At 63.2% G+C, this 17475-nt stretch carries 19 protein-coding genes; 5 read left to right on the top strand and 14 right to left on the bottom strand.

The annotated features are described in order from the left end of the window. The first annotated feature begins 5 nt into the window (after positions 1–5). The 3 genes from ACEK02_RS00550 to ACEK02_RS00540 are packed head-to-tail and all read left to right on the top strand — an operon-like array spanning position 6 to position 3113. Positions 6–506, top strand: a complete 501-nt coding sequence (locus ACEK02_RS00550; RefSeq protein WP_371419871.1) for an O-acetyl-ADP-ribose deacetylase — start codon at positions 6–8, stop codon at positions 504–506. Positions 507–553: 47 nt separating this feature from the next. After that, the gene (locus tag ACEK02_RS00545) at positions 554–1852 is read left to right on the top strand and encodes a serine hydrolase domain-containing protein (protein WP_371419870.1); all 1299 of its coding nucleotides are present in this window, start codon (positions 554–556) and stop codon (positions 1850–1852) included. Further along, complete coding sequence (locus tag ACEK02_RS00540; RefSeq protein ID WP_371419869.1) at positions 1833–3113, top strand: serine hydrolase domain-containing protein; 1281 nt, start codon at positions 1833–1835, stop codon at positions 3111–3113. Before ACEK02_RS00545 ends, ACEK02_RS00540 begins: the two co-directional genes overlap by 20 nt. 161 nt (positions 3114–3274) lie before the next feature. On the opposite strand, the gene ACEK02_RS00535 is transcribed toward ACEK02_RS00540, so the two are convergent. The 9 genes from ACEK02_RS00535 to rpe all read right to left on the bottom strand — a co-directional run bounded on the left by ACEK02_RS00535 (position 3275) and on the right by rpe (position 10869). Beyond that, positions 3275–4342 carry a low specificity L-threonine aldolase gene (locus ACEK02_RS00535; RefSeq protein WP_371419868.1) on the bottom strand — a complete coding sequence of 356 codons (1068 nt, stop codon included), beginning with the start codon at positions 4340–4342 and terminating at the stop codon, positions 3275–3277. A 90-nt stretch (positions 4343–4432) separates the two neighbouring features. Beyond that, positions 4433–5050: a 30S ribosomal protein S4 gene (gene rpsD / locus ACEK02_RS00530; RefSeq protein WP_371419867.1), complete on the bottom strand. Its 618-nt coding sequence runs from the start codon at positions 5048–5050 to the stop codon at positions 4433–4435. Between the two features lie 321 nt (positions 5051–5371). Next, a complete protein-coding gene (locus tag ACEK02_RS00525) occupies positions 5372–6142 on the bottom strand; it encodes an HpcH/HpaI aldolase/citrate lyase family protein (RefSeq protein WP_371419866.1) in 771 nt (256 codons plus the stop codon). A gap of 30 nt (positions 6143–6172) precedes the next feature. Beyond that, positions 6173–6580, bottom strand: a complete 408-nt coding sequence (locus ACEK02_RS00520) for a cupin domain-containing protein (protein WP_371419865.1) — start codon at positions 6578–6580, stop codon at positions 6173–6175. Positions 6581–6663: 83 nt separating this feature from the next. Then, entirely contained in the window at positions 6664–7455 is a 792-nt protein-coding gene (gene murI, locus ACEK02_RS00515) for a glutamate racemase (protein ID WP_371419864.1), read from the bottom strand. Between the two features lie 319 nt (positions 7456–7774). Continuing rightward, positions 7775–8329 carry an MOSC domain-containing protein gene (locus tag ACEK02_RS00510; protein WP_371419863.1) on the bottom strand — a complete coding sequence of 185 codons (555 nt, stop codon included), beginning with the start codon at positions 8327–8329 and terminating at the stop codon, positions 7775–7777. Between the two features lie 80 nt (positions 8330–8409). Further along, positions 8410–9720 (bottom strand): adenylosuccinate lyase, encoded by a 1311-nt coding sequence (gene purB / locus ACEK02_RS00505; protein WP_371419862.1) that lies wholly within the window; start codon positions 9718–9720, stop codon positions 8410–8412. A 99-nt stretch (positions 9721–9819) separates the two neighbouring features. Further along, complete coding sequence (locus ACEK02_RS00500; protein ID WP_371419861.1) at positions 9820–10056, bottom strand: DUF2259 domain-containing protein; 237 nt, start codon at positions 10054–10056, stop codon at positions 9820–9822. 111 nt (positions 10057–10167) lie between these two features. Continuing rightward, complete coding sequence (gene rpe / locus ACEK02_RS00495) at positions 10168–10869, bottom strand: ribulose-phosphate 3-epimerase (protein ID WP_371419860.1); 702 nt, start codon at positions 10867–10869, stop codon at positions 10168–10170. A gap of 244 nt (positions 10870–11113) precedes the next feature. Between rpe and ACEK02_RS00490 the strand changes: the two genes are divergently transcribed. Next, the gene (locus ACEK02_RS00490) at positions 11114–11857 is read left to right on the top strand and encodes an EF-hand domain-containing protein (protein ID WP_371419859.1); all 744 of its coding nucleotides are present in this window, start codon (positions 11114–11116) and stop codon (positions 11855–11857) included. On the opposite strand, the gene ACEK02_RS00485 is transcribed toward ACEK02_RS00490, so the two are convergent. Next, a complete protein-coding gene (locus ACEK02_RS00485; protein ID WP_371419858.1) occupies positions 11822–12073 on the bottom strand; it encodes a KTSC domain-containing protein in 252 nt (83 codons plus the stop codon). The genes ACEK02_RS00490 and ACEK02_RS00485 overlap by 36 nt on opposite strands. A gap of 66 nt (positions 12074–12139) precedes the next feature. Then, complete coding sequence (locus ACEK02_RS00480; RefSeq protein ID WP_371419857.1) at positions 12140–13132, bottom strand: P1 family peptidase; 993 nt, start codon at positions 13130–13132, stop codon at positions 12140–12142. Between the two features lie 139 nt (positions 13133–13271). Between ACEK02_RS00480 and ACEK02_RS00475 the strand changes: the two genes are divergently transcribed. After that, positions 13272–14006 carry a cytochrome c biogenesis CcdA family protein gene (locus tag ACEK02_RS00475; protein ID WP_371419856.1) on the top strand — a complete coding sequence of 245 codons (735 nt, stop codon included), beginning with the start codon at positions 13272–13274 and terminating at the stop codon, positions 14004–14006. Between the two features lie 68 nt (positions 14007–14074). Here the strand turns inward: ACEK02_RS00475 and ACEK02_RS00470 are convergent, their stop codons facing one another. The 3 genes from ACEK02_RS00470 to ACEK02_RS00460 form a co-directional block, all read right to left on the bottom strand. Next, positions 14075–15190, bottom strand: a complete 1116-nt coding sequence (locus tag ACEK02_RS00470) for a branched-chain amino acid ABC transporter substrate-binding protein (RefSeq protein WP_371419855.1) — start codon at positions 15188–15190, stop codon at positions 14075–14077. Positions 15191–15496: 306 nt separating this feature from the next. Further along, positions 15497–16606, bottom strand: a complete 1110-nt coding sequence (locus tag ACEK02_RS00465; protein ID WP_371419854.1) for a branched-chain amino acid ABC transporter substrate-binding protein — start codon at positions 16604–16606, stop codon at positions 15497–15499. A 146-nt stretch (positions 16607–16752) separates the two neighbouring features. Continuing rightward, positions 16753–17475, bottom strand: a complete 723-nt coding sequence (locus tag ACEK02_RS00460) for an ABC transporter ATP-binding protein (protein ID WP_371419946.1) — start codon at positions 17473–17475, stop codon at positions 16753–16755.

Here is a 17475-nt window from a genome sequence, read left to right as displayed (position 1 = left end):
TCGTCGTGGCCGATATTACGACCCTCCGCGTTGACGCCATCGTCAACGCGGCCAATGCGTCGCTTCTCGGAGGCGGCGGTGTGGACGGCGCCATTCATCGGGCGGCCGGTCCCGAGTTGCTCGCGGAATGCCGCACCCTCGGGGGATGCGCCACCGGCGACGCCAAGATCACCAAAGGTTACAATTTACCGGCAGCGCATGTGATCCATGCGGTTGGTCCCGTCTGGCATGGCGGCAAGGCCGGCGAGGATGGGGCGCTGGCGTCGTGTTACCAACGCGCGCTGATGTTGTGTCAGGCGCATGGTCTGGTCTCCATTGCTTTCCCCGCCATCTCCACCGGCGTCTACGGCTTTCCGGCGGCGCGTGCCGCTCCCATCGCAATCGACTCGGTTATTAAGGCGTTGAAGGATGCGCCGGTGGTCACTGCCGTCACCTTCTGCTGCTTTTCCGAGCCGTCGGCGGATCTTCATCGCCGCGCGCTCGCACGCGCACTTCCCCTTGTCTGATACCGTCGTGCCGTTACACTCCGCCTGATCAGGCAAGAGGAGCGGCGATGAATTTGCGGCACGGACTACGCTCGCTGCTCTGCGGAGCGCTGTTGCTCACCGGATCACCCGTCCTCGCCCAGGATCGCTTTGCCGCGGAAGGCACCTTCGACATTCCGGCCGGGGCTAAATTCTCGCAGGAGAAACTGGCTGCCATCGGCGAGTTCTTCCGCAAGCAGATCGCCGACGGCAAGATTCCCGGCGCCATTGTCCTGATCCAGCAGCACGGCAAGCCGGTCTACAAGGAATTTTTCGGCGTCCGCGATCCCGACACCAGGCAGCCGATGACCGATGACACGATCTTCCGGCTGCATTCCATGTCGAAGCCGATCACGTCCTTTGCGGCGATGATGCTGATCGATCAGGGCAAGCTCAAGCTCGACGATCCCGTCTCCAAATACATTCCGTCCTTTGCCAAGGCCAAGGTCGGCGTCGAGACAAAGCTGGAGAATGGCGAGAAGGCGCTGGACATCGTCGCGCCCGATCGCCCGGTGACGATCCGCGACCTGCTGCTGCACACGTCGGGCATCACTTACGGCTTCTATGGCGAGAGTCTGGTGCGTCGCGCCTATGGCAATGCGGATATCTACAGCGGCGATTTCGACAACAAGGAATTCGCCGACCGCATCGCGCAACTGCCGCTCGAGCACCAGCCCGGCACGCTGTGGGACTATGGACATTCCACCGACATTCTCGGCCGCGTGATCGAGATCGTTTCGGGCAAGTCGCTGCTCGGCTACGAGGAGGAGGCGTTTCTCGGACCGCTCGGCATGAAGGATACCGGCTTCTTCGTGAAGGAGAAGTCGAAGGAGGCCATGCTCGCCAAGCCGATGGCCTGGGATCGCGATTTCCGCACCGGCCGACAGGGCCGACCCGAGACCTATCAGAAATGGGAATCCGGCAGCGGCGGCATGGTGTCGACGCTGGCGGATTACACGAAGTTCGCGCAGATGCTGCTGAACGGCGGCGAATATGACGGCAAGCGCTTCATGAGCGCGGCGACGTTCAAGGACATGACCACCGATCACATCGGCAAGGATTCCGGCGTCGCGCGCGACTATCTGTATTTCCCCGGCGACGGCTTCGGCTTCGGCTATGGCTTTGCGGTGCGCACCGATCCCGGCAATGCCAAGCCGCCACCGCCGGGATCTCTCGGCGAACTGAAATGGGACGGCGCCAGTGGCTGCTACTTCGTCATCGATCCCAAACAGGATTTCTTCTTCATCCTGCTCGAGCAGACGCCGTCGGAGCGGCAGCGCATTCAAAGGTCATTGAAGCTGTTGGTCTATGAAGCGCTGGAGAAATAGGCGCGCCGCACTCCTGCTGCTGACGCTCTGCAGCGTCGGCACCATCGCCGCGCCTTCGCCGCCGGCCCGAGCCGAAAAACCGCAATCCATTGCGCGCGAATTCTCCGCCGAGAGACTGCTGGCGCTCGATCGCTATTTTCTCGACATGGTCGCGGAGCGGAAGATTCCCGGCGCGGTCGTGCTCGTGCAACAGCACGGCAAGCCGGTCTATTCGGATGTGTTCGGCAATCTCGACAGCGGGCATCCGATGACCAGGGATGCGATCTTCCGGCTGTATTCGATGACGAAACCGATCACCTCGGTGGCCGCGATGATGCTGGTCGAGGATGGCAGACTGCGCCTCGACGATCCCGTTGCGAAATACATTCCGGCTTTCGCGAAGGCACAGGTGGGCGTCGACACCAACGGCGGCGACGAACACGCCACATTCGGCCTCGTGCCACTGCAGCGGCCGATCACCATCGCCGATTTGCTCAGGCACACATCGGGCATCACCTACGGTTTCTATGGCGACGATCCCGCCCGGAAACGTTATGCGCAACTCGATGTCTTCGGCCGCGACTGGGACAACGCCTCATGGGCCGATCGCATTGCGCAGCTTCCGCTCGCCGAGCAGCCCGGCACGCTGTGGGACTACGGCCATTCCACCGACATCCTTGGCCGTGTCATCGAAGTGGTGTCCGGGCAATCGCTCTATGAATTCCAGAAGAGCCGGCTGTTCGATCCCCTGGGCATGGTCGACACGTCATTCTACATCACGGACTACGCCAAGCGCGCCCGCGTCGCCGAGCCGTTCCCGGGAGATCGCATGGTCGGCGTGGTGATAGGCATTCACGATCCATCGCAAGTGAGGCGCTGGGAGGCCGGCGGCTCAGGTCTCGTCAGCACCACGGCGGATTACGCGCGTTTCCTTCAGATGCTGCTCAATGGCGGCATGCTCGACGGCAAGCGCTATCTCAAACCCGAGACCGTGGCGGAGATGACGCGCGATCACATCGGGCCGGAGAGCGGAGTGAAGCGCGACTATTATTACTTCCCGGGTGCCGGCAGTGGCTTCGGTCTCGGCTTTGCAGTGCGCACTAAGGAACTCGCCAGCGAGCCGGGCCCGATCGGCGAATATCGCTGGGATGGCGTCGGCGGCACGTTCTTCTGGGTCGATCCGAAGAACGACATGTTCGTGCTTGTGATGGCGCAGTCGCCATCGCAACGCGTGCGGATGGAGGTGGATGTGCGGAAGATCATCGCCGAGGCATTGAAGTAGGGGCTGCTATTTTTCCCTCGCCCCGCTTGCGGGGAGAGGGTGGCGCGGACGCAGTCCGCGGCGGGTGAGGGGGAGCCAGTGTTTTACTCGCTGGCTCCCCCTCACCCGACTTGCACGCGCTTCGCGCGCTCCAGTCGACCTCTCCCGCGAGCGGGGAGAGGTTAGTTGGCGTGCACCACGTCCCTGATCAATCCCAGCGTCTCCTCGATCATGTCAGCCGTGACATCCAGATGGGTGCAGGCGCGGATGCGGCCGTCCATGGTGGCGAGGAGCACGCCTTTCGCGCGCAGAGCTTTGACCATGTCAGCGCCGCTGATGCCGGAGCCTGCGGGATCGAAGAAGACGAGATTGGTTTCCGGCTGTTGCACGTCGATGCCGTTGATCTGTGCCAGTCCGCTCGCAAGGGCGCGGGCATTGGCGTGATCGTCGGCCAATCGGTCCACATGATGATCGAGTGAATACAGACATCCCGCGGCGCTCATGCCGGCCTGGCGCATGGCGCCGCCCAGTCGCTGCTTCCAGTGCCAGACCTTGTCGATGAATGCGCGCGGGCCAGCCAGCGCAGCCCCGAGCGGTGCGCCGAGGCCCTTGGTGAAATCGATCCAGGCCGAGTCCCAACCAGCCGCCATGTCGCGCGCGCTGATGCCGGTGGCGACACTGGCATTCAGCAGCCGCGCGCCATCCATGTGGGTGGCCATGCCCCGCGCGTGGGCGATGTCTGCGACTTCATCGAGATGTTGTTTGCTCCAGATCGTGCCGCCGCCGATATTGGCGGTCTGCTCAACGCTGACGAGCGTCTGCGGCATCTCGTAGCGCGTATGCGGATGCAATGCGGCGCGTAGCGCTTCAGGCGTGAATTTGCCGTCGGCGCCATCCAGCCCGGTGATCTGGAAACCGCCGAGCGCGGCGTGGGTACCGCCTTCGCGCGAGAGAATATGCGCGGTCTTGTGTGCGATCACTTCATCGCCGGGCCTGCAATGCACCAGCAGCGCCGCGACATTACACATGGTGCCTGACGGCATGAACACCGCAGCTTCCTTGCCGAGCAGCTCCGCGACCCGGGCGCAGAGCGCATTCACGGTGGGATCATCGCCCATCTGTTCGTCGCCGACCTCGGCCGAAGCGATCGCCGCGCGCATCGCGGGCGTCGGCCGCGTCTGCGTGTCGGACAGAAGGTTGATGCGGACCGGCGGCTGTGACGGATCGGGCGAGGCGGGGGTGTGGGGCATGATGACGTCCGTTCATGTGAGCGCTGAGCTTACACAACAAAAAAGGCCCCGGAAAATCCGGGGCCTTGATGTCGTTAGCGCTGTCAGAATTTAGCGCGAATAGAATTCGACGATCAGATGCGGTTCCATCTGCACGGCGAAGGGAACGTCCGACAGCTGCGGAATGCGGATGAACTTGGCGGTCATCTTGCTGTGGTCGGTTTCGACGTAATCCGGGGTGTCGCGTTCGCCGAGCTGGCTGGCTTCCAGAACGAAAGCGAGCTGCTTGGAGGATTCCTTGACCTCAATGACGTCGCCGACCTTCACGAGATAGCTCGCGATGTTGACGCGCTTGCCGTTCACCTTGATGTGGCCGTGGTTGATGAACTGACGGGCCGCGAACATGGTGGCAACGAACTTCGAACGATACACCACGGTGTCGAGGCGGCGCTCGAGCAGGCCGATCAGGTTTTCACCCGAGTCGCCCTTGAGGCGGGTCGCTTCGACATAGATGGCGTGGAACTGGCGCTCGGAAATGTTGGCGTAGTAGCCCTTGAGCTTCTGCTTGGCGCGCAGCTGCATGCCGAAGTCGGAGAGCTTGCCCTTGCGGCGCTGGCCGTGCTGGCCGGGGCCGTATTCGCGCTTGTTGACCGGAGACTTGGGACGACCCCAAATGTTCTGGCCCATACGGCGGTCGATTTTGTATTTAGCTTCACTACGCTTTGTCATCGCGTCCTCGATGTTGTCGGCCATCGCGAAGCGATGGCTCTTGGTGGATGTGAGGAGACGCGCCCTCCTGTGTACCGCGATCAGTCCAGGGTCTGAAAACAGAGGTCTGGAAAATCCCGGCACCGACAGGTTCATTCCCAAAGCTGGGTGGAGAACCACGGGTGCGAAACGCTTCGCGGGCCGAAAACGGCCCGCGAGCAGGGCGGTTTGTAGGGGGCGGGGCCGGTTATGTCAATTGAAAGACAGGCTTTTTGCCGTTTTGCGGGTTTATAGCGCCAATCCGGCCGGTTCCGGCGCGAAATCGACCTCGAAAAGGCAGTTTTATCGCCTGATGCCCTCGAAGCCGGCGGCGATTCCGCGCTGGAACAGTGACCAGTCGAATCCCAGTGCCAGCGCCACATAGCCCCGTTCGATCATGGCATTCCCCATGTCTGCGTTCAGCGCGGCCCCGCCCAGCGGAACGCCTGACTTGAGAATGCCGGCCTCGGCCCGGGCGACCAGCGCCTGCACCTCGGGATCGCCCGGCTGGCCGCGCTTGCCGATGGATGTGGCGAGGTCACCGACGCCGATCACCGCGATGTCGATGCCATCAGTGGCCATGATCTCGTCGATCCGGTTCACCGCATCGATATGCTCGATGGTGACCATGCAGATCATGCTGTCGTCCGCGCGGGACATGTAATCCGGCATGCCGGTGTTCCAGCGGAACGGCGCATGGAACGGTCCCCACAGCCGCTCGCCCTCGGGCGGATAACGCAGGCTGCGCACAGCCTTGGTCGCATCGTCGGCGCTGTTGATCATCGGGAAGTTGATGCCCATGGCGCCGAAATCCATCGGCGCTTTCGCCAGCCAGGGCTCGTTGGCGGCAACACGCACCAATGGCGTGCAGGGTGTGCCTGCGGTGGCCATGATCATCCCGTGGGCGGTGTTGAGATCGATCGGACCGTGTTCGAGGTCGACGATGATCCAGTCCAGCGTCTGCGCCATGATGCGCACGGTCTGGATGCTGGGGATCGTGGCGATGGCCCCGAAAGTGGGGCGGCCCTCGCGCCATTTCTGCTTGAGGTCGTGAAATGGCGCGGGGGTCGTCATGGGCTTTGGTAGATCCTGTGACTTCAGTGTCTATTTCGGCGCGGGCGTTGCCAGCGGCTTGCCGTCTTCCACGACATAGACTGCCATGATCTTCAGACCCTTGTCGCCGGTCTTCACGTCATGCGGAATCCCGGCCGGGACGGCATAGGAATCGCCCGCCTTGAGCGCCTTGTCTGGCTGGCCCTCGACGATCAGCGTCGCGTCGCCATCGAGAACGTAACCGGTATCGATCCCCGGATGGGTATGGCGGCCGGCGAGCTGATTCGGGCCGAGCTCAGCCACGACCGTCACGATGTGATGGCCAGCGGGATATTTGATGTCCTGCAGCGGCGTGCGCTTGATGCCTTGTGCACTGGCAGCGCCGGCGCAGGCCGTGATCGCCACGCCGACAAGGAGTGTCTTGAGAAGGCCATTCTTCAGAAAATTCGTCTTGAACATGCTGGTCTCCCTTTGCCGTTCTCTTTTCGGAACGGCGCGCCGTAAGGCTAGCAGCGCACGGGGGAAAGTCGAGATGTCGGTTGCTAGGCCGCGACCTGCCGGCCGAAGAACGGCGCAAGCGCTTCTGGCCAGGCGTGGCGCTTGCCGGAGGTGTAGAGCAGCACGGCATCGGCGGGCGGCACGCCGGGCTGATGATCTCCGATCAGGCCGACCACGCGGCGTGCGATCGCGGGAGCCGGATCGATCCATGCCACCGGCCACGGGGCGATGCGATCAAGGTGGTCGAGCAACAGCGGGTAGTGAGTACAAGCGAGCACGATCGTGTCGGTGCGGGCGCCTGCGGCATCCTGCACAAAACAGGGCGCGATCTCGCGAAACAGGTCGGCGTCGTCGATGTCGGTGCCGCCCAGGGCCTCTTCCGCCATGGAAGCGAGATCGGCCGAGCCGACCAGCGTGACGATGCAGCCGCCGCCGAATTCGCGGATCAGCGTCTGGGTATATTCGCGCTTCACGGTGCCCGACGTGCCAAGCACCGAGACGCGCTTGGTCACTGAGCGCGCGCAGGCCGGCTTGATCGCCGGCACGGTGCCGACGAAGGGCACTGTGTAAGTGGCGCGCAGATGGGTGAGCACCAGCGTCGAGGCGGTGTTGCAGGCAATGACCACGAGGTCCGGCCGGTGGGCGGCGATCAGCTCGCCCATCAGCGGCACCACGCGGCCGATCAGCGCCTCTTCGGTGTGCTGGCCGTAGGGAAAGAATGCGTCATCGGCCACATAGACATAGCGGCCATCCGGACGTGCCTTCGCAATCTCGCGCTGGACGGTGAGACCGCCGAGACCGGAGTCGAACACAAGGATGGTGGGACGCGTCGGCATCATGAGAGCCTAGGGGAGGATGGTTACTGCGGAGTTGCTGCGGGTCTGGCAATCAAGACAGGGGCATTCGGGCTTTTTCGGGAAGGGCGGCGGTTCTTAACCTCTCCCCGTCCTTTACGGGGAGAGGTCGCCCGGCGTAGCGCAGCGAAACCGGGCGGGTGAGGGGCAAGGCACGCGCTCACCGCTTGTTGCGCTCTCTCGGATCGGAATCTTCGATCCGAAAACGATACGCTTAGGACAGGCCAATGCCTCGCCCCTCACCCCACCCCTCTCCCCGCGTAAGATGCGGGGAGAGGGAGCTTACCGCGCTCGCGGTTGGCTACACCGGCTCCAACGGCCGTCGCTGACCTTCCGGCAGCTCAACGCCTATCGCATCGCCCGCCGCCACTTCGCCACCCGCAACGACAACCGCCATCACGCCGGCCTTGCAGATGACATTGCCATCAGCATCGCGATCCTCCGTCGCGGCCTTCAATCCCTCCTGAAAGCGGTCCATCAGCACACAGGGTTCGCGCAGGCCGGTGAGTTCGATCACCGCATGCGCGCCGAGATGCAGCCGGGTGCCGGTCGGCAGTGCTGCGAGGTCGATCCCCGATGTGGTGACGTTCTCGCCGAGATCGCCGGGCTGGATCGTGAAGCCCTTGGCGCGCAATTCGTCGAACAGCTCGGACGGGATCAGATGCACCTGGCGCAGGTTCGGCCTGGCGGGATCGCGGCGGCGATCGTAGCGGTGCTTCACCAACACGCCCATATGGCCGTCGCCTTCGACGCCAAGGCCTGAGAGCAGGCGAATGCTCAGGCCTGGCGTCTTGCTGAAGTGATGACCGCGCCGCAGACATACGGCGACGATGTAGCCAGCGGACTCCGTCCTCATGGTGAGGAGGCGCCGCTTCGGCGCCGTCTCGAACCATGGTGTGTGGCGTTCATCCTTCGAGACGCGAAAGACGTCGCTCCTCAGGATGAGGTACCGAACACGCGCGTGAAGATCGTGTCGACGTGCTTGAAGTGATAGCCGAGGTCGAACTGCTCCTCGATCTCCGCATCCGTGAGATACTTCTTCACGTCGGCGTCCTTCTTCAGCAGCGTCTGGAAATCGCCTTCGCCGCGCCACACCGGCATGGCGTTGCGCTGCACGAGCTTGTAGGCGTCCTCGCGCGATGCGCCCTTCTGGGTCAGCGCGATCAAGAGGCGCTGCGAATGCACGAGGCCGCCGAGGCGGTCGAGGTTCTTCTGCATGTTGGCGGGATACACCAGCAGCTTTTCGATCACGCCGGCCATGCGGTTGAGCGCGAAGTCCAGGGTCACCGTGGCATCCGGGCCGAACATGCGCTCGGCGGAGGAGTGTGAGATATCGCGCTCGTGCCACAGCACCACGTTTTCCATCGCGGGCGTTACATAGGCGCGCACCATGCGGGCGAGACCGGTGATGTTTTCGGTCAGCACCGGGTTGCGCTTGTGTGGCATGGCCGACGAACCCTTCTGGCCCTCTGAGAAGAACTCCTCGGCTTCCAGCACTTCGGTGCGCTGCATGTGGCGCACTTCTGTCGCAAGACGTTCCATCGACGAGGCGATCACGCCGAGCGTCGCGAAGAACATCGCGTGGCGGTCGCGCGGGATCACCTGCGTCGAGATCGGTTCGGGCTTGAGGCCCATCGCCTTGGCGACATGTTCTTCAACGCGCGGATCGATCTGCGCGAAGGTGCCGACGGCGCCGGAGATGGCGCAGGTGGCGACTTCCTCGCGCGCAGTCACGAGACGCGCGCGGGCGCGGGTGAATTCCGCATAGGCGTAAGCGAGCTTGAGGCCGAAGGTGACCGGCTCGGCATGGATGCCGTGGGAGCGGCCGATGGTCGGCGTCATCTTGTGCTCGAAGGCGCGGGTCTTCAGCGCGGCCAGCAGGCGATCGACGTCGGCGATCAGGATATCGGCGCAGCGGGTGAGCTGCACGTTGAGGCATGTGTCGAGCACGTCGGACGAGGTCATGCCCTGATGCACGAAGCGCGCTTCGGGGCCGACGATCTCGGCCAGATGGGTCAGGAAGGCGATGACGTCATGCTTGGTCTCGCGCTCGATCTCGTCGATGCGCTCCACATTGAAGGTGGCATCCTTGGCCTTGGCCCAGATCGTCTTCGCCGCGTCCTTCGGAATGGTACCGAGTTCCGCCAGCGCATCGGCCGCATGGGCCTCGATCTCGAACCAGATCTTGAAGCGGGTCTGCGGCTCCCAAATGGAGGCCATTTCCGGACGGGTATAGCGAGGGATCATTGCGCACTCTGACGTTTGGGGGATTACGCCGCGCTTTAGCAGATCGGGGCGGGGGAGGCCACCTTGGATGCGCCCGAAGGCCTGATTTTCCTGCCGAATTTATGGCTTTGGCAATCGTGCCGTCACCGCCATGAAGCGCCGGTTCGGCCCCGCGTGAAACTGGTCGGCGTCTACGGTCTCCACCAGCACCGCCAGCGTCTGCGCGCCGTCTTTGGCCTGATGATGATAGGCTTCAGCGATCCCGTAGGCAGTCACGCAGCGGCGGCGCTTCGGCAGTTGCTTGTCCTGCGCCAGTGTAACGGGTGCTGCGCCGTCGATACTCAGTTGCAGTGTCATGCCGGTGACGATGACGCTGCCAGTCGTGCCGCGGCCGCCGGCGCCGTAGCATGACGCCTTGCCGAGCGCCTGCGGAAGCGTGGCTGTTTGATATTTGAATCGGGAGAGGCGCTACACCATCTCGCCGCGGGCATTCGCGGCCGCTGCGCGGATGCCGTCGATATTCGCCTTGTAGCTCTCCACGGTGCCGCCCTTGAACACGGCGGAGCCGGCGACGAAGGCATTCGCGCCTGCCGCGGCGAGTTGCCCCGCGACTGCAGCGGACACACCGCCATCGACCTCGATATCGATCGGGCGGCCCGCGGTCATGGCGCGGAGGTCCGAGATCTTGCCGAGCGCGGACGGAATGAAGGCCTGGCCGCCGAAGCCGGGATTGACGGACATCACCAGCACGAGATCGACGAGATCGAGCACATATTCGATGGCCGTGATCGGCGTGCCGGGATTGAGCGAGACGCCGGCCTTCTTGCCGAGATTGCGGATCGCCTGCAGCGAGCGATGCAGATGCGGACCTGCTTCGGCGTGCACGGTGATGTGGTCGCAGCCGGCCTTGGCGAAGGCTTCGAGATAGGGGTCACAAGGCGCGATCATCAGATGTGCGTCGAAGATCTTCTTGGTATGCGGGCGCATCGCCTTGATGACGTCGGGGCCGTAGGAAATGTTCGGCACGAAATGGCCGTCCATGACGTCGAGATGCATCCAGTCGGCGCCGGCGGTATCCACGGCGCGGACCTCTTCGCCGAGCCTGGCAAAATCGGCGGCCAGGATGGATGGCGCGATCACCAGCGGACGGGGCGTGAAGCTCTGGGACATCGGATTTTCCTGAACGTTTTTGGACGGCGGCGAATGGGTCGCCTCGCGTAACATGGGGCCGGGGTGCGGGCAACGCTCGCCGCGCGCCGGCAAGTTCTGCCGCGGCGGCATGATTTGCCGGGACACATGCGCGCGGCCTCTGATGTGGGTCGTTGTTTTATCGACGTTTTTTCGCTGGCACGCGGCTTGCTGAAATCCTTGCAGGGAATTGCGCCGCGGATGCGGCATGAGCAGGAGATACGCGATGTTGCAGGCCCTCGGTCTTGCCGCGTCCGCACTGGATGCGCTGCAGGCGCTGACGTCGAAGAAGACCACTGCGTCGAAGCCGACCACCGGCGTCACGCAGCCGGCGGCGAGCGTCTTCAATATCTCCAACGCGACGTCGCAGGCCAGTTCGTCGACGTCGTCGACATCGAGCGGCAGTTCGTCAGCCTCGACCTCGATTTCGTCCGGCACGATGAGCGCGCTGCTGGATGCGCAGAGCCTGTCGGTCTCGTCGTCCTCGAAGAGCCGGTCGGATGCGCTGAAGAGCCTGTTTGCGCAGCTCGATGGTGACGGCAGCGGCGGGATCAGCAAAGCGGAATTCGAGGACAAGCTCGGCGCCGGTGGCACCAATGTCGAGAATGCCGACAAGGTCTTCGCCAAGCTCGACAAGAATGGCGATGGATCGGTGAGCCTGGATGAGCTCGGCTCGGCGCTCAAGGGCGCCGGCAAGTCCCATCACGCCGGCGGCGGCGGCAAGGGCGGTGGCGCTGGTGGCGATTCCGATACTGCCGGTTCGACCACGACGACCACGATGAACGCCGATGGCAGCACCACGACATCCATCGCATATGCGGACGGATCGACGGTGACGTCGACCACAGCCGTCCCGGCATCGTCGACGACCTCCACCGCGAGCTCGTCCTATAACGCGATCGAAAAGATGATCGCGCGTCAGGCGCAGCAGATCTCAAATGCGAAGTCGACGCTGGCGATCAGCGCCTGATCTGCGTTCCGGCCCCGAACGCGTCAGCTCGCGATAGGCGAAGCGATCGCGAATGCGGTGGTTGAAGAACGCGCCGCGTGACGCTGCGCTGCTGAAGGCCGCGTAAACTTCCGGTGGCACCTGCGCATAAGCATACCGACGGCCGCTGGTGAAAGTGACGCGCAATTCGCGGCTCACCGGATCGTAAGTGAGATGTCGAATCGCACTCGACGGCATCGCCCGTCCTCCGAATGTCTCTCGGATAGAAACAACGACAGGCGCGATTGGTTGCGGAGCGACGACCTAGTTCCGATCGCGAAACGCCGCAAGCGCGTTCGTAAACGGGAGCGCTGTCGCTTCATACACACCACGCGCGATGGCGCGGGCGATCACATTGCCCGCGAACATGCCGAGTTCGGTCAAGCCCACCAGTGGATCGATCGACTTTTCGCACGTCGCCGCCGCAAACACGATGTCACCGTCGAGCGGCGCATGTACCGGATAGATCGCGCGGGCGAATCCGGTCTGCGCCATCATGGCGAGACGTTGTGCTTGCGCCTTGGTCAGGATCGCATCGGTAACAACGACGGCAAGTGTCGTGTTCTCGATCGACGTTGCCGCCGGTCCGCCCTTGATACGCATCGCCAGCATCTCCGGTTTCATCTTGTCGGGCATGCCGTGTCCGCCGAACTCGTTGCCGACTTCGAATGGCGCCGCCCAGAAGTGCGGGCCGTCGCCGATGGTGACACTGCCGATCGCATTGATCGCAGCGAGTGCGGCGACGCGCACGCCCGATGGCGTGACGGCAGAGGCCGAGCCGAGGCCGCCCTTGAAGTTGACTGTCGTGGCACCGAGCCCTGCGCCAACGCTGCCGAGCCTGAAGGCATCGCTGGCGGCTGCCGCGGCGGCATAGCCGAGATCGCGATAGGGCGGGAAGCGGCCCCAGGCCTTGTTGCCGCCATTGAGCAAGTCGAACAGGATCGCGCCGGGCACGATGGGGATGACGGCATTGCCGATCTGGTAGCCGCGGCCCTGTTCGGCGAGCCAGGCCTGCACGCCGCCGCCGGCCTCGAGCCCGAAGGCGGAGCCGCCGGCCAGCGCGAGGCCGTGGATGGCATCCACGGTGTTGACGGGATCGAGCAGCGCGCTCTCGCGCGTGCCCGGGCCGCCGCCGCGTATATCGACAGAGGCCACGGCCGGCCTGTCGAACAGGATGGCGGTGACGCCGGAGGCCAGCTGGGCGTCGTCAGCATGGCCGACGCGAACGCCGGCGATATCGGTAAGCAGATTCTTCATGGCGGTTCCCTCTTGGCCCGACCTGACCGTAGCAGCGCTGCGCGGTCAACCGATCACGACGCGATCACAACAGCCGGAAGTGGCGGGGATTTGATCCATCGCGCTTGCATCCAGCCGCAGTCGCGGTGCATCTAGCCGCATGATTTCCGATGTCACGATCCCCGCCGCACTGATTGCCGGTATTGTCTCGTTCCTGTCGCCCTGCGTGCTGCCGCTGGTGCCGCCCTATCTGATCTATCTGACGGGTGCGACCATCGAGCATGTCGCCAATGACGAGCAGGAAGCAGTCTCCAGGCGCGCGGTGATGATCTCCGCTGCCGTGTTCGTGCTGGGCTTCTCCACGGTGTTCGTGGCGCTTGGCGCCAGCGCCAGTCTGGTCGGCAGCGTGATCCGCTCCTATGCGGCGGAACTGTCAATCGTTGCCGGCATCCTGATCATCCTGATGGGCCTGCATTTCCTTGGCCTCACGCGCATCGGGTTGCTGATGCGCGAGGGACGCCTGAGCATGCCCAAGCCGGTCGGCTTGTGGGGCGCCTATGTGATGGGCCTGGCTTTTGCGTTTGGCTGGACGCCGTGCATCGGCCCGATCCTCGCGGCGATCCTGTCGGTGGCGGCGGCAGAAGCAACGGTGACCAAGGGCGCAGGGCTGCTTGCGGTCTATTCCCTGGGCCTCGGCATCCCGTTCCTCATTGCGGCCTTCATGGTGGAGCAATTCTCCAGCGTGTTTGCGCGCATCAAGAAGCATCTCGTCCATGTCGAGCGCGCCATGGGCGTGCTGATGGTGATCACCGGCATCGCGTTTCTCACCGGCGCCGTCTCGAATGCCAGCATCTGGTTGCTGGAGACATTTCCCGCGCTGCAGAATTTCGGCTAGGAGCTCTCTCTTAACCTCGCCCCGCACTTGCGGGGAGAGGTGATGGGAAGTGCTTGCGGCGCTCGCTCTCACGTCCCCTTCGCGTCGATCTGGGTGTAGTTGCCCTTGGCGTCCCACTTGTAGACGACATAGTCGATCGCCTTGATGTCGCCCTTGGCGTCAAATGCCATCTTGCCGAGCACGGTGTCCCATTCGCCGGCCTTGATCACATCCATCACCTTCTTGGTGTCGGCGGAGCCGGCCTTGGCGACAGCCTGTGACCAGACCTGGAATGCGGCATAGGTGTAGAGCGTGTAGCCTTCAGGGTCTATGTTCTTGGCCTTGAACTTCTCGACGATGGCCTTCGCGCTCGGCTTGTTGCGCGGGTCGGGGCCGAAGGTGAACAACGTGCCCTCTGCGGCGGGTCCGGTGATGGATGCGAATTCCTTGTCGTTCATGGCGTCGCCGGCCATCAACACGGTCTTGAGACCCTGGTCGCGCATCTGGCGCAGGATCAGGCCGGCTTCCTGATGATAGCCGCCGACATAAACCAGATCGATATTGTCGCGCTTCAGGCGCGAGACGATCGAGTTGAAGTCCTTGTCGCCCTTGTTGTAGCTCTCGAACATCTTCTCGTTGAAGCCGGCCTTGTTGAGTGCCTTCTTCGTTTCGTCGGCGAGACCCTTCCCGTAGGTCGTCTTGTCGTTGAGGATCGCGACGTTCTTGCCCTTGAAGTTCTTGGCGATGTAGTCGGCGGCGACGAGGCCCTGCTGGTCATCGCGGCCACAGACGCGCAGCACGTTGGCGAGCTTGCGCTCGGTGAACAGCGGGTTGGTCGAGGCCGGCGTGATCTGCAGCACGTTACCGTCCGCATAGGCTTCGGAGGCCGGGATCGACGACGACGAGCAGAAGTGGCCGGCGACGAACGGCACCTTGGCGCTTGCGAACTTCTCGGCGATCGAGCGGGCCTGTTTGGGATCGCAGGAATCGTCACCGACCTGCAGCGCCAGCTTCTTGCCGAGCACGCCGCCGGCGGCGTTGAGATCTGCCACAGCCTGGTCGGCGCCGTTCTTCATCTGGCGGCCGAAAGCGGATTCGCCGCCCGTCATCGGGCCGGCCACCGCGACGTTGATGTCCTGCGCGAAGGCTGCGGTTGAGAGCAGCGACGCGGCAAAGGCCAAGCCGATCACATTGAATGGTTTCATGGGGATGATCCTCGCAAAGAGTTTTCGGCCGCAAACGCAATCCGGCCGCCCGAACGATAAGATCATTCTCAACTTATTTTGATGCCGAGTCATCGGCAATTTTAGGCCGCAAAGAGGCAGCCTGTGAGTCCGGCTGCGGCAGGTCGTCGCAAGAGCTGTCGCTGTACGAGCCTGCGCCCAGCGGATCAAAAACATGCCGAAGCCGCCTTGCGCGTGGGCAACCGTCTCACCGGCTCAGGCACCGACATCACGACGTAAGCCGAGCCGCACCTCTCATCATGCGCGGAGAGGTGCGGCCCTGCAGGCCTACTGCTTCAGTTCGGCATAGTCGCCCTTGGCGTCCCATGTGTAGACGACATAGTCGATCGCCTTGATGTCGCCCTTGGCGTCGAAGGCCAGCTTGCCAAGCACGGTGTCCCATTCGCCGGCCTTGATCGTGTCCATCACCTTCCTGGTGTCGGTGGTGCCGGCCTTGGCGACAGCCTGTGACCAGACCTGGAAGGCAGCATAGGTGTAGAGCGTGTAGCCCTCGGGATCGATGTTCTTGGCCTTGAAGCGGTCGACAATCGCTTTCGCGGTGGGCTTGTTGCGCGGATCAGGACCGAAGGTGAACAGCGTACCTTCCCCAGCCGGCCCGGTGATGGAGGCGAACTCCTTGTCGTTGATTGCGTCGCCGGCCATCAGCACCGTCTTGAGGCCCTGGTCGCGCATCTGACGGACGATGAGCCCGGCTTCCTGGTGATAACCGCCCACATAGACCAGATCGATATTGTCGCGCTTCAGGCGGGACACGATCGCATTAAAATCCTTGTCGCCCTTGTTGTAGCTCTCGAACATCTTCTCGGTAACGCCGGCCTTGTTCAGCGCCTTCCTGGTTTCGTCGGCGAGGCCTTTTCCATAGGTCGTCTTATCGTTCAGGATCGCGATGTTCTTGCCCTTGTAATTTTTGGCAATGTACTCGCCGGCAACAAGACCCTGCTGGTCGTCGCGGCCGCAGACGCGCAGCACATTGGCGAGCTTGCGTTCGGTGAACAATGGATTGGTCGAGCCCGGCGAGATCTGCAGCACATTGCCGTCGGCATAGGCTTCCGATGCGGGGATCGACGACGACGAACAATAGTGACCGGCGACAAACGGGATGCGCGCGCTGGCGAATTTCTCGGCAATCGAGCGGGCCTGCTTGGGATCGCAGCCGTCATCGCCGACCTGCAGCGCGAGCTTCCTGTTCAGCAGGCCGCCGGCGGCGTTGATATCGGCGACGGCGAGTTCGGCGCCATTCTTGAACTGGCGGCCGAAGGCGGATTCGCTGCCGGTCATCGATGACGCGACGGCGACAGGAATATCCTGCGCCAGTGCAACGGACGCAAACGCGATCGAAGCGCCCGCAGTCAGGCCGATGAATTTAATGAATTTCATAGGAAGTCCCCGTGTTCCGTTCGAATGCAGGCAAACGCAGCGCCATGACAGTATCGCGATTGGGGCATTATTCTACCTTGAGAATAATGTCGATTGTTTGCATCGCTCCGCGCGTCAATGTCATCGCGATGAGGGATATGGATCCGTCAGCCGTGCCGGCCGCCTTCGAGATAGGCGGAGCGGATTTCCGGGGCTTTCAGGAGTTCGCTTCCGGTACCCGACAGGGTGATCAACCCGTTGACCATGACATAGCCGCGATGGGCCAGACGCAGCGCGTGATTGGCGTTCTGCTCGACAATCAGGACCGTCAATCCGTCCTGCTTGTTGAGCACGCGGATGGCATCGAAAATCTGTTTGGCGATCAGCGGTGCGAGGCCGAGCGAGGGCTCGTCGAGCAACAGCAGGCGCGGGCGGCTCATCAGCGCGCGGCCGATGGCCAACATCTGCTGCTCGCCGCCGGACAGCGTGCCGCCGCGCTGGGTCATGCGCTCCCTGAGGCGCGGAAACAGCGTCAGTACCTTGTCGAGGCTGTCGGTGCGTTCGGCGGGCGTGCTTTCATTAACGTCGGCCCCCATCTGCAGATTTTCCGCCACGCTCATGCGCGGGAAAATCCGGCGCCCCTCCGGCGACTGCGCGATGCGCATCCGCGCGATCTCGTGGGTCGGAAGGCCGGTGATATCAATGCCGTCATAGGTGATTACGCCCGAACGTGCCCGCGGCTTGCCGAAGATGGTCATCATCAGCGTCGACTTGCCGGCACCATTGGCACCGATCAGTGCGACGATTTCACCGTGCTTGATGTCGAGGTCGACGCCTTTCAGCGCTTCGATCTTGCCATAGGATGCGCGCAGACCAGTGATGGCGAGCAT

It is taken from the genome of Tardiphaga sp. (assembly GCF_041424195.1).
GTDB lineage: Bacteria > Pseudomonadota > Alphaproteobacteria > Rhizobiales > Xanthobacteraceae > Tardiphaga.
This window is presented reverse-complemented; position numbering and strand designations above follow the sequence as displayed.

Coding starts and splice junctions, on each gene's coding strand:
- ACEK02_RS00545 (WP_371419870.1), top strand. CDS start 554: ATGAATTTGCGGCACGGACTACGCTCGCTGCTCTGCGGAGCGCTGTTG.
- ACEK02_RS00540 (WP_371419869.1), top strand. CDS start 1,833: ATGAAGCGCTGGAGAAATAGGCGCGCCGCACTCCTGCTGCTGACGCTC.
- ACEK02_RS00535 (WP_371419868.1), bottom strand. CDS start 4,342: ATGCCCCACACCCCCGCCTCGCCCGATCCGTCACAGCCGCCGGTCCGC.
- rpsD (WP_371419867.1), bottom strand. CDS start 5,050: ATGACAAAGCGTAGTGAAGCTAAATACAAAATCGACCGCCGTATGGGC.
- ACEK02_RS00525 (WP_371419866.1), bottom strand. CDS start 6,142: ATGACGACCCCCGCGCCATTTCACGACCTCAAGCAGAAATGGCGCGAG.
- ACEK02_RS00520 (WP_371419865.1), bottom strand. CDS start 6,580: ATGTTCAAGACGAATTTTCTGAAGAATGGCCTTCTCAAGACACTCCTT.
- murI (WP_371419864.1), bottom strand. CDS start 7,455: ATGCCGACGCGTCCCACCATCCTTGTGTTCGACTCCGGTCTCGGCGGT.
- ACEK02_RS00510 (WP_371419863.1), bottom strand. CDS start 8,329: ATGAGGACGGAGTCCGCTGGCTACATCGTCGCCGTATGTCTGCGGCGC.
- purB (WP_371419862.1), bottom strand. CDS start 9,720: ATGATCCCTCGCTATACCCGTCCGGAAATGGCCTCCATTTGGGAGCCG.
- ACEK02_RS00500 (WP_371419861.1), bottom strand. CDS start 10,056: ATGACACTGCAACTGAGTATCGACGGCGCAGCACCCGTTACACTGGCG.
- rpe (WP_371419860.1), bottom strand. CDS start 10,869: ATGTCCCAGAGCTTCACGCCCCGTCCGCTGGTGATCGCGCCATCCATC.
- ACEK02_RS00490 (WP_371419859.1), top strand. CDS start 11,114: ATGTTGCAGGCCCTCGGTCTTGCCGCGTCCGCACTGGATGCGCTGCAG.
- ACEK02_RS00485 (WP_371419858.1), bottom strand. CDS start 12,073: ATGCCGTCGAGTGCGATTCGACATCTCACTTACGATCCGGTGAGCCGC.
- ACEK02_RS00480 (WP_371419857.1), bottom strand. CDS start 13,132: ATGAAGAATCTGCTTACCGATATCGCCGGCGTTCGCGTCGGCCATGCT.
- ACEK02_RS00475 (WP_371419856.1), top strand. CDS start 13,272: ATGATTTCCGATGTCACGATCCCCGCCGCACTGATTGCCGGTATTGTC.
- ACEK02_RS00470 (WP_371419855.1), bottom strand. CDS start 15,190: ATGAAACCATTCAATGTGATCGGCTTGGCCTTTGCCGCGTCGCTGCTC.
- ACEK02_RS00465 (WP_371419854.1), bottom strand. CDS start 16,606: ATGAAATTCATTAAATTCATCGGCCTGACTGCGGGCGCTTCGATCGCG.
- ACEK02_RS00460 (WP_371419946.1), bottom strand. CDS start 17,475: ATGCTCGCCATCACTGGTCTGCGCGCATCCTATGGCAAGATCGAAGCG.